7 protein-coding genes are annotated in these 11,285 nt (G+C 66.9%); all 7 read left to right on the top strand.

Going from position 1 to position 11,285, the window contains the following annotated elements:
- Positions 1–367 precede the first annotated feature (367 nt).
- The 7 genes from Q0J54_RS04200 (at position 368) to Q0J54_RS04170 (ending at position 11,270) form a co-directional block, all read left to right on the top strand.
- Positions 368–2,992, top strand: a complete 2,625-nt coding sequence (locus tag Q0J54_RS04200) for a virulence factor SrfC family protein (RefSeq protein ID WP_296304164.1) — start codon at positions 368–370, stop codon at positions 2,990–2,992.
- Positions 2,993–3,126: 134 nt separating this feature from the next.
- Entirely contained in the window at positions 3,127–4,170 is a 1,044-nt protein-coding gene (locus Q0J54_RS04195; protein WP_296304163.1) for a sel1 repeat family protein, read from the top strand.
- Between the two features lie 10 nt (positions 4,171–4,180).
- On the top strand, positions 4,181–6,136 hold the full coding sequence (locus Q0J54_RS04190; RefSeq protein WP_296304162.1) for a vWA domain-containing protein: 1,956 nt from the start codon (positions 4,181–4,183) through the stop codon (positions 6,134–6,136).
- Between the two features lie 183 nt (positions 6,137–6,319).
- On the top strand, positions 6,320–7,039 hold the full coding sequence (locus Q0J54_RS04185; RefSeq protein ID WP_296304161.1) for an ABC transporter ATP-binding protein: 720 nt from the start codon (positions 6,320–6,322) through the stop codon (positions 7,037–7,039).
- The gene (locus Q0J54_RS04180) at positions 7,039–8,316 is read left to right on the top strand and encodes an FtsX-like permease family protein (RefSeq protein ID WP_296304160.1); all 1,278 of its coding nucleotides are present in this window, start codon (positions 7,039–7,041) and stop codon (positions 8,314–8,316) included. Before Q0J54_RS04185 ends, Q0J54_RS04180 begins: the two co-directional genes overlap by 1 nt.
- On the top strand, positions 8,306–10,021 hold the full coding sequence (locus Q0J54_RS04175) for an SUMF1/EgtB/PvdO family nonheme iron enzyme (protein WP_296304159.1): 1,716 nt from the start codon (positions 8,306–8,308) through the stop codon (positions 10,019–10,021). Before Q0J54_RS04180 ends, Q0J54_RS04175 begins: the two co-directional genes overlap by 11 nt.
- Before the next feature lie 352 nt (positions 10,022–10,373).
- Positions 10,374–11,270, top strand: a complete 897-nt coding sequence (locus tag Q0J54_RS04170) for an NAD(P)-dependent oxidoreductase (protein ID WP_296304157.1) — start codon at positions 10,374–10,376, stop codon at positions 11,268–11,270.
- Positions 11,271–11,285 lie beyond the last annotated feature (15 nt).

Here is an 11,285-nt window from a genome sequence, read left to right as displayed (position 1 = left end):
TCAGCTACTATTTCCACGGCGAACCCGCTGGCTTCATCAATGCTACCGAAAAAATGGCTGATCAATACATACGAAAGCATCTGAAGTGATGACGGCTCGCTGTCCGCGCGGCCAGCGTTGCCGACCAGATGGCGTCAAGGCTATCGTCAGGGACGGAACGCATTACGTTTTTTGAGGAGGGAGCGTAACGCCCTTCCCCCCGTCGCGCCATGCCACGCAATGCCGTGGCATGACGGCATGGACAGCGGCGTCGGGTCGGAGAAGCATTTCCGCTCGACCTCCGGGCGCAAGTCTGGCATGCTTGAAGGGTTCGCCGTAACTGCCGGAGGGGCCGGAGGCGTCCCGGCGTTTTTTCACGAGGACGACTATGCAAGAGCAGGATCTGGAACTGGCGCAACGCTGCCGCGCGCTGGCGGAGGAATGCCGCAAGGCGGGCGCATGGATCGCCGACAATGCGGAACTGGTGGGCAACGAGAGCAACAGTCTGCAAAAGGACATGCGGCACGCGGCGCGCTTTTTCGCCAGATGCGAGCATGCCGCCCGGCGCAAGATGTGCGCCGGTGTTTTCGGGCCCAGCCAGTCGGGCAAGTCCTATCTCATCTCCGCGCTGGCGCGGGATGCTTCCGGCAGTCTGCTGGCCGACTTCTGCGGCGATCAGCGGGATTTCCTTACCGAGATCAATCCTGAGGGCGGCAAGGAATCCACGGGGCTCGTCACCCGCTTCACCACCACGCCGCCGCAGGGGTTGACGCAAGAACATCCCATCCGTCTGCGCCTTCTGACGGAAATGGACGTGGCGCGCGTGCTGGCCAATACCTATTATGCCGACTGCGAACACAAGGAAGCCCCGGAGATGGAGCCGCTGCTGGCCGCGCTGGCCGAGCTGGAGAAGGCCGGCGGCAGCGCCCCGTCCGCCGTCAGCAGCGATGATGTGGAAGAGCTGCGCGACTACGTCAACAAGAACTTCCTTTCCCGGCCGCGCGTGCAGATGCTGCAAAAAGGCTACTGGAACAAGGCGATGGAGCTTGCCCCGCGTCTTGACCTTGAGGGACGCGCCGCGCTTTTCAGCCTTATCTGGAATGGCGTGCCGGCCTTCCGGCATCTCTACCTCACCCTGTGCGGCGCCTTGCAGGCCCTCGGCAATCCCGCCGAGGCCGACTGCCCGCTGGACGGACTCATCCCGCGCGAGACGAGCATCATCGACGTGGCCGTGCTGCGGGGGCTCACCGGAGACGCTCAGGCCGACCGCCTCACCATCCGGGGCAGGGACGGCAAAAGCGCCAATCTGCCGCGTGCGGTGGTGGCCGCGCTCACGGCCGAGATCAGTATCTACATGCGGGAGAAGCCGGACCCTCTCTTCGATCATACGGACCTGCTGGACTTTCCGGGCTACCGCTCGCGCCTCAAGCTGGAAAATCTGGAGGGCGAGCTGGACCGCCCCGGCACGCTGGAAAATCTTTTCCTGCGCGGCAAGGTGGCCTATCTGTTCGAGCGCTATTGCGAAGAGCGCGAACTTACCAGCATGCTGCTGTGCATCGGCCCCAGCAATCAGGAAGTGCAGGACCTGCCGCGCGCCGTCTACGAATGGATCTGCTCCACCCACGGCGAGGACCCGCGCTCCCGCGCGGGCAAGCCCACCTCCCTTTTCTTCGTCCTCTCCAAGATGGACATGGAATTCGAGAAGAAGGCGGGCACGCCCTCGGTGGAAAAACGCTGGGACACGCGCCTGCAATCCTCGCTCCTCGACTTCTTCGGCAAGCAGCACGACTGGCCCGTCAACTGGGACGGCACGCATCCCTTCAACAATATCTACCTGCTGCGCAATCCCAATTTCCGCTGTGACGCCATCTTCAACTTTGACGCAAACGGGCGGGAGACCGGAGTACGCCCCGAACAGGCGGCCTATGTGGAAGAGGTCCGCCAGGCCTTCCTGAACTCGGAACTGGTGCTGCGCCATGTGGCCCGGCCCGACGCCGTCTGGAATGCCGCCATGACCCTCAACGACGGCGGCGTGGCCCTGCTGCGGGAAAGCCTGCGCCCCCTCTGCAATCCCGAACTCAAGCGGCAGCAGATCGAAGTCATCGCCGGCGAAAAGCGCGAACAGGTCCGCACCCGCCTGGAACCCTTCTACCAGACGGACGACCGCGAGGAACTGCGCCGACAAAAGGAGCTGCTTTCCCGCGAGCTGGTCATGCTGGTGACCGGCGTCACCCGGCGTCACCTCTTCGGCGAACTGCTCTGCCGCCTCCAGGTCAGGGACCACGACCTCTATGACCTCTGGCTGCGGCAGCGGCAGGCCGCCTCCCGGACGCCGGAAGCCGGCGTGGCCGTCAGCGTGGCCGACGACGTGTCCGCCGACGACATCTTTTCCGACATCTTCGGGGACGAGGCCGCCCCCCCCGCCCCGGCCGCCGCAGCCGACGAACCTCCCCTCCCCCGCGATGCCGCCGGAGCGCTCACGGACATGGTCTTTGACTACTGGATCGAGCAGCTCCACAATCTGGCGGGCAGCGCCGAGGCCCGCAATCATTTCGGCGGCCTGCCCTCACGCGGGTTCGAACAGCTCATCAGCGAACTTTTGCTGGCGGCCCAGCGTCTCGGCCTGCGTGACGCGCTGGAACAGGAGCTGCGCCGCTGCGGGGCCTACGCCAACATGTCCCGCGAGCGCCTCATCTGGCGACAGGTCAGTCTGGCGGCGGACGCCATCAACGCCTTTGTGGACTGGCTCGGCTTCGACCCGCGCAAAAAGGACGCCGCCGGGCGCACCATCCTTTTCAGCGGCAAGAGCTCGGAGCTCTTCACGCCGCCCGCCGAGCCCCCGGCGGAACCGGTCATCGGCGAACAGGAAGCGCCCTATGACCGGCAGTGGTATACGGACTGGATGCGGGCCCTGGCCTGGAGCGTGGTCGCCAATGTGGACTTTGACGGCCAGCAGGTACGCGATCCGCGGCAAAACGACCGTCTGCGCGACATCCTGGCCGCCTTCCGGTAGACCGTCATGCCGCAGACAGGCCGCTCGTTTCCCGCCATTCCTGTTGCCGGAAAACTCCGCCCCGCCGCCGCGCCCCGGCAGCGCCGGACGGTCGTCCGACCGGCAGCAACAACCTCCTTTGCACGGAAATACGCATGAAAGCCGTCATCTCCCCTGATCCGCAGCGTGGCCCGGGCCATGCCTGCATCCTGCTGGAAGGCTGCCCCGCCGTGAACGGCACCGCCTTTACCCTGCGGCGCGGCAGCGACATGAAATACCTTGCCGCCTCAGGCTGGCAGGAAAGCGAATACCCCCTTGCGCCCGATGCCGTGGACAGCGCCAACGGCTGCGCGCGCCTGCGCGTCGGCCCGGCCGTGGTCGATCAGCTCGATGCCCTGTCCGCCTACCAGATCGGCGTGGACGGCCAGCGCTTCGGTCTGGAGATACAGCAGCTCGTCTACAGTCGCGAGCACGAGAACGGCGGCGCCATGCCGGGCATGCCCCCCTCTCCTCCCGTCAGCGCGCCGGCCCCCGAACCGGAACCGGCCCCCGCCCCGGCCCCCGAGCCCGATCCCCTCCCCGCACCTGAGCCCGCGCCGCAGCCCGCGCCCGAAACCGATCCGCAGCCCCTCCCCGTGCAGGAGATACCGCCAGAACCCAAAAGCCGCCTGCTGCCCGTCCTCCTTCTGCTGCTGCTCCTGCTGGCCGTCGCGGGCGCGGCGGCATGGTATTTCCTCGTGCATCAGCGCCCGGCCGCGCCTGTCCCGCCCGTACCCGCCCAAACGGAAAGCGCCCCGGTTCCGCGGGCGGCTCCCGCGCCGACCGCCCTGGAGACCGCCCGAAAGCATCTGCGCGGCGCGGCGGATCCGGCGGGCAGTCTGGCCCTGGCCAAACCCCTGCGTACGCCCGAGGCCAGCCCGGAAGATTCGGACGCGGCCTTCCTCCTGCTGGAGGATGCCGCCCAGAAAGGCAATGCCGAGGCCATGTGGCTGGTGGGACAGTTCTATGATCCCACCGCCGGCCTGCCGCGCGGCAGCATCCCCGTGGACATGTCCCTGGCCCGTCAATGGTACGAGAAGGCGAAAGCCGCGGGCGTGGCCCAGGCCGACGCGTCCCTGAAGACCCTGCGCGCCCATGTGGAAGCCGAGGCCGGCAAGGGCGATATGGAAGCCAGGATGCTGCTCCAGAGCTGGAAATAGGAGGTCCGTCATGTTTTCCCGTCCCCTTCGGCCATGCCTGCTGCGAGGCATGCTGCTCCTGGCCGCCCTGCTGTGCTGTCTGACCAGCCCCCTGCCGGGCGAAGCCGCCCCCTTGCTGCAGGAAGGCAAGAAAAGCCTTTACCAGCGCGTCATCAGCCATCCCGGCGCAGTGCTGCGCCAGAGCGCCGACGCCGCCTCCGCCGTGGTCACGGACAAGGTCGTCCCCTTTACGGTCTTCTACGTCTACGAGCGCGCCAACGGCTGGCTGCGCGTGGGCACGGGGCTCGCCGAACCGCAAGGCTGGCTGGAAGAGGCCAGATCCACCGCCTGGAACCAGTCCCTTACCCTGCTCTTCGCGCCGCGCGCCGGCCGTGATCCCGTCCTTTTCTTCAAGACGGAAAACGCCCTCAAGACCCTCTGCTCCGCCAACGACATGGAAAAGCAGCTCGCAAGCCTGCTGACGCGGGCGGCAGCCGGCAAGATGGACGAAAGCTCCCCCGTGCTGGCCAGCGAGCCCGCCGAAGCCCAGGGCGCGGTGGACGAGAAGCGCTTTTACCTCATGCCCATCCTCGGCATGAGCGAGCCCTTTGACGACGTGAAATTCCTCAATGTGGCCTCCATCGATCCCGGTTCCGGCACGGCGCAGGCCCCCGACGGGCCGCCCAAGACCGGCATAGCCCTGGTGATGGATACCTCCATCTCCATGAAGCCCTACATCGACCAGAGCCGCGACGTGGTGCGCCGCATCTACGATCAGCTCGAAAAGGAAAAGATGACCGACAACGTGGGCTTTGCCGTGGTGGCCTTCCGCAGCAGCACCGCCGCCACCCCCGGGCTGGAGTACACGAGCACCGTGGTCAGCGACTTTGCCACGGCAAAGGATCGGGCCGCGCTGGAAAGCCGTCTGGCCGCCGTGCAGCAGGCTTCCGTCTCCAGTCACGACTTCAACGAGGACTCCCTTGCCGGCGTTTATGACGCCGTGGAAAAACTGAGCTGGGGCAACTACTCCTCCCGCCTCATCCTGCTCATCAGCGATGCCGGCCCCCTGCGCGGCGGCGACCCGTACGCCTCCGTCCTGCTCGGCCCGGCGGAGATGAACGACCTCGCCCGCCAGAAAGGCATATGGATCACCGTCCTGCACATCAAGAGCCCCGGCGGCTCCACAAACCATGCCTACGCCGAGCAGAGCTACCGCACCCTGAGCCGCCTCTCCGGCGATCGCAGCAATTATCAGGTCATCAATGCCCCGGATGCCGCCACCGGCGCACGCCAGTTCGGCGCCGTGGCCGCCACGCTGGCGCAGGGCATGGTCAGCATGGTCAAGAATACCGCCGCCGGCAAGATAATGACCCGCCCCAAGGACGAAGCCCCGGCGCAGACCCCCGAAGACCAGGCGCGCCAGCTCGCCGCCACCCTCGGCTACGCCATGCAGTTGCAGTACCTCGGCGCACGCCGGCAGAATCAGGCCCCCAGCGTCGTCAACTCCTGGATGGCGGACATGGATCTCGCCAAACTGGCCCGGGGCAACCAGACCCCCACCGTGGACGTGGCCGTGCTGCTGACCAAAAACCAGCTCAACGACCTGAGCACCCAGCTCAAGACCATCATCGACAACGCCGAACGCACCAAAAAGACCGACTCGCGCGACTTCTTCCGGGGCATCCTCTCCGCCTCCGCCCAGATGGCCCGCGACCCCAACCTGCCCACCCAGGGCAAAAGCCTCGCCGAACTGGGCGTCCTTGCCGAATTCCTGGAAGGCCTGCCCTACAAGAGCGACATCATGCTGCTGCGCGAAGAGGACTGGTACCGCATGAGCATCGGCGAACAGACCGCCTTCATCAACCGCCTCAAGTCCCGGCTGGCCCGCTACGAAGAATACGACCGCGACCGCGCCAACTGGGAAAGCTTCGGACAGCCCAACGCCGGCGACTGGGTCTATCGCGTCCCCCTCAACATGCTCCCCTGAGCATGCCGTGGGCGCGTACCCGTACCACCTATGGCGTTGCGGGTACGGCGCGACTGGGGAAAGGGGAACTCCCTTGCGCGCTAGCCAGGGGGGTTCCCCTTTCCTCCAAAACAACAAACGTTCCAGAGCATGGACGCAAGGATGAGCATGGGATCGGACAAGCTTTTTTCGCTCAGGCGGGTCATGAAGCGACGGCCGGGCAATGAGGGCTTTTGCCTTGAGCTGGAGTCGCTGGACGTGCTGCGGGGTGACAGGCTGGCGCTGGTGGGGCCATCGGGCTGCGGCAAGAGCACGGCGCTGGATCTGCTGGCGGGGGTGCTGCGGCCCGACGCGGGGGAGCGTTTCCTTTTTGCGCCGCAGGCGGAGGCTCCGGCGCTGGACATGCTGGAGCTCTGGCGGCGGAGCCGTGAGGACAGGCTGGCGGTGGCGCGACTGCGTCATTTGGGTTATGTCCTCCAGGTGGGGGGGCTGCTGCCGTTCCTCAGTGCGGGGGAGAACATCTTGTTGCCCTGCCGGGCGCTGGGGAACCTGGCCGCTCAGAGGGAGAGCGTGCGGGAGCTGTGCGAGCGCCTGCATATCGACCGCCTGCTGCGGCAGATGCCGGCCACGCTCTCGGTGGGCGAGCGACAGCGGGTGGCCATCGCCCGCGCGCTGGCGCACGGTCCGTCCATCCTGCTGGCCGACGAGCCCACGGCGGCCCTTGATCCGCCGCATGCCCGGCTGGTGCTGGGGCTGCTGGCGGAGCTGGCCGAAGAGCGCGGGGTGACGGTGGTCATGGTGACGCACGCGCCGGACATGGCCGTGGAGGCGGGCTTCCGGCTGGTGCAGGTAACGACGATGCAGGACGGGAACGGCGCGCCTCTTTCGCGCATCCGGCACGCCGTCCAGGAGGAGGCTGACTGATGCGCCTTGCCCTGCAAAGCCTGCGGCTGGCCGCCGCCGATTATTGCCATGAGCGGCTACTGTCTCTGTGTGCCGTCCTGACGCTGGCAGCGGTGCTGACGCCGCTGCTCATCCTGTACGGCGTCAAGTTCGGCGTGGTGCAGACCCTGACCGACCGCCTGCAGAATGATCCGCGCACGCTGGAGATCAGCCCTGTGGGCAGTGGCCGTTTTACGCCGGACTATCTGGCGCAGTTGCGGCAGCATCCCTCCGTGGCCTTCGTGTTGCCGCGCACGCGCGCCATTGCGGCCACCATCGACCTGGTCGCCAAAGATGGCGCACGCCTCACGGCCTCACTGGAGCCCACCGCGGCGGGGGACCCCCTGCTGCAACGGCATGGAGCCGCCATCCCGGCCCTCATGCTGGACAGCGGCCTGCACGGCGCGGCGCCCGACACGTCCCGCCGCATCCTCTGGAGCGGCGTCGCCCTCTCGGCTCCGGTGGCGGAAAAACTGGGGGTGGGCGTAGGCGACGAACTGGAGGGCCGCTTCGAGCGGCGCTATCGGGGAGCCGTCCAGCGGTCCCGGCTGTCGCTGCGGGTCACGGCCATTCTGCCGCTGGCAGCGGAGCAAAAAAATCTGGTCTTTGCCCCGCTGGAAGTGGTGGACGCCGCGGAGGACTTCCGCGACGGGCGGGCCGTGCCGCTTTTCGGCGCGGATCGCGGCTGGACGGGCGAGCCCCGTCCCGATGGCCCGCGCGCCTATGCGGGCTTCCGGCTGCATGCCCGCAGCCTGGACGACGTGATGATCCTGCGGGACGCCTTTGCCGCACGGGGCCTTGAGGTCTATACGCAGGCCGAGGCCATCGCGCAGATCCGGCAGCTTTCCGCCTCTCTGGATCTGATCTTCTCCCTTATTGGCCTGGCGGCGGGGGTAGGCTTCCTCACGTCCACGGCCAGCAGCATGCTGGCCGCGGTGGCCCGCAAGGAGCGGCTGCTCGGCCTGCTGCGGCTCATGGGCTTCAGCACGGCCTCGCTGCTGCTCTTTCCGCTGGCCCAGAGCCTGCTGACCGCCTTCCTGGGCACGGGCCTTGCGTGCGGGCTGTATCTGCTGGCCGCCCAGGTGGTCAACCATCTCTTTGCGGCCTCGCTCAGCGGGATCGAGAGTGTCTGCCGCCTGCTGCCGGCGCATTATGCGGCCACCCTGCTCATCGTGGCCGGACTTTCTCTGCTGGCCGCCCTTGGCCCCGCCCTGCGGGCCGGGCGCATCGAACCTTCGGAGGTCATCCGTGAAATCTGACGTCTCATGCCGCCGTGTTCCCCGTTGCCGGAAGTTCCTTTTTGCCGCCCTGCTGACGCTGGCGAGCCTGTGCCCCCCCGGCCTTGTCCACGAGGCCGGAGCCGCTCTGCGGGCCAAAGAAAGCGTTTCCGTGGAGGCGGCCACCAATCCGCAGCCCGCAGCGGACGACATCCTCCTGCCCATGCCCGGCGGCCTGACGATGGCCTTCCGTCTGGTGGCCGTACCGGCCAAGGGGCTGCTCTGGGACATGCCCCTGCGTCCCGGCCGCGACGATGCGTCCAACAACGAGCGGGCCTTTTACGATCGTCGCTACGCCGCCGCGCTGGCCGCGCCCTTCAGCCTCGAAGATCTGCCCGCCGACTGGCGCAAGGCGGCCCCCAAGGGATCGCATTATTTCTATCTGGTGGCCAAGTACGAGGTGAGCCGCCTGCAATATGACGCCGTCATGCAGGCCACGCCGCCCGATACCGCCAGCCTTGCGCCCGATGCGGCCCGGCCCGTTACGGACATAAGCTGGTACGATGCCGTGGACTTTACCCGGCGCTACACGCAATGGCTGTTGCAGAATGCGCCGGACAGCCTGCCGCATTTTGCCGGCGACAGCCGTAACGTGGGCTTTGTTCGCCTGCCCACCGAGACCGAATGGGAATACGCGGCCCGCGGCGGCCAGTTCGCGGGCACACAGCAGCTCATGCAGGAAGATTTCTTCGTCATGGCCGACGGCACGAATTACGCTGATTATGCCGTCTATCGCCCTGAAGGGGCAGGCCGTATAGAGGAGGACGTCAACCGTATCGGTTCGCGCAGGCCCAATCCGCTGGGCCTCTACGATACGGCGGGCAATGCCGCGGAGATGACGCTGGACCCCTTCCGCTTTTCCGTGGCCGGACGCCTGCACGGTTCGGCCGGCGGCATGGTACGCAAGGGGGGCTCCTTCCTGTCCGGCGAGGCCGAGATCATGCCCGGCCGCCGCGAGGAGACGCCCTTCTTTTTGCAGGACGGACCGGCCCATGCACGCGACCTTGGTTTCCGGCCCGTCATTTCCGGCATCAACACGCCCGGCGGCAACCGGCCGGAAACACTCGTGGCCGAATGGGACCGGGCCGGGGAGGCGAGCTCTCCCCTGTCCGCGCAGGATCAGCAGGCCGGCCGCGATCCGCTGGAAGAGCTGGATCGGCTCCTGGCCTCCGCCCCCAATGAGGGCGTCAGGAAAAACCTGCTGTCCCTGCGTACCACCCTCAAGGAAAACAACATCATGCGGGAGCGGCAAAAGCAGCTGGAGGCTCAGTCCCTGCTGCGTACCGGCCTCTACCTCATCGAGACCATCCGCAATTATGCCAGCCGCCAGCAGTCGCTGGACAGCCAGCTTGTGCTGATGAAGAAGGATGTGAAGGTCGCAAGGGGCGAAGTAAAGCAGCGCCTGCAAAAGCTCATCACCCAGTCCACCGAGGCCCGCAAGCAGTACGGCACGGGCATCGAGCGCACATTGTCCTTCTATCTCGGCAAGCTTGAGGAAGCGGGCAGGATGGATGCCGCCCTCTTTGCGGACAGCATGGAGCAGCTCGGCAAGGACTTTCCGGGCAGCGACGTCTTCAACAAAAACATGCGCCGCAATATGGACATCTTCACCCGGCAGACACAGGAGGCCCGGCGCGGCAAGGCCCTTGACCGCCGCCGCATCCTGCAGCAGATCCTTGCCAAATAGGGGCTGTCAACACTATTCGTTACCTGTTTGGGGGGGAAGGAGAACCCCTCGCGCTCTGCTGTCGATGCCCGTAAGGCTCCCGCGTCGCCTAACGGGCGCGGCCCTGCGGGCCGCCTTTCGGTCGCCGCCGGCGCGGGAGGTGTTCCCCTTCCCCCAGGCCCCATCCCTTCCCCAGCGCGCTTTTATCCGGGGAAGAGACGGGGATACGAGGCGCCTTCCAATGGCAAGCGGAGCGTATGCAGCTGACCGACCTTATCCATCGTGATGATCTGCAAGATTTGTGGCGATATACCCTGGCCCGCCCCGTCCGTGACGGGGCATCCATCCCTGACCTCAACAAAGGAGCGTCGTTATGAACACTAGCTTGCGTGTCGGCTGGATCGGCACCGGCGTCATGGGGCTTTCCATGGCCGGGCACATCCTGAAAGCCGGCTTCCCGCTGACGGTCTGCAGCCGCACCCGTTCCAAATCACAGCCCCTGCTGGACAAGGGCGCGCGCTGGGCCGACAGCCCGGCCGAGGTGGCCCAACACAGCGACGTGGTCTTTTCCATCGTGGGCTACCCCGCCGATGTGGAAGCCGTCATGCTCGGCCCGGACGGGGCACTGTCCGGCCTGGCGCGGGGAGGCATCCTCTGCGACATGACCACCTCAAGCCCCGCCCTTGCCGCCCGCATCGCGCACGAGGCCGCCGCCCGCGGCTGCGCCGCACTGGATGCTCCGGTGACCGGCGGCGACATCGGCGCGCGCGAGGCCCGCCTCTCCATCTTCGTGGGCGGCGAAGCCGACGCGTACCAGCGTGTCCGTCCCTGTCTCGAGGTCATGGGCACGTCGCTCATGCACTGCGGCGCGGCAGGCAGCGGCCAGCAGGCCAAGCTGGCCAATCAGATCGCCGTGGCCGGCGTCATGTTCAGCGTCTGCGAGTCCCTGCTCTACGCGCAGGAGGCCGGGCTGGATGTGGACGCATGGCTGGAGCTGGTCGTTCCCGGCGCGGGCGGCAGCACGGCCATGAACACGCTGGGCCGCCGCATCCTCAAGGGGGACTTCGCCCCGGGCTTCTTTGTGGAGCACTTTGTGAAGGACCTCGGCCTCTGCCTTGAGGAATGCCGCCGCATGGGCCTTGTCCTGCCCGGCACGGAGCGCGCCGAGGAATGTTACCGCATGGTGCAGGCCCTGGGCGGCGGCAAGGACGGCACGCAAAGTCTTGTCCGCACGCTGGCGCGGGCCTGCGGCAAACAGTGGAAACGGTAGGCGCGCACGCGCCCC

Origin of the sequence: uncultured Desulfovibrio sp., from assembly GCF_944324935.1 — a bacterium.
GTDB lineage: Bacteria > Desulfobacterota > Desulfovibrionia > Desulfovibrionales > Desulfovibrionaceae > Desulfovibrio.
Note: the sequence above shows the minus strand (reverse complement) of the source record. Positions and strands in the feature narration are given on the sequence as shown.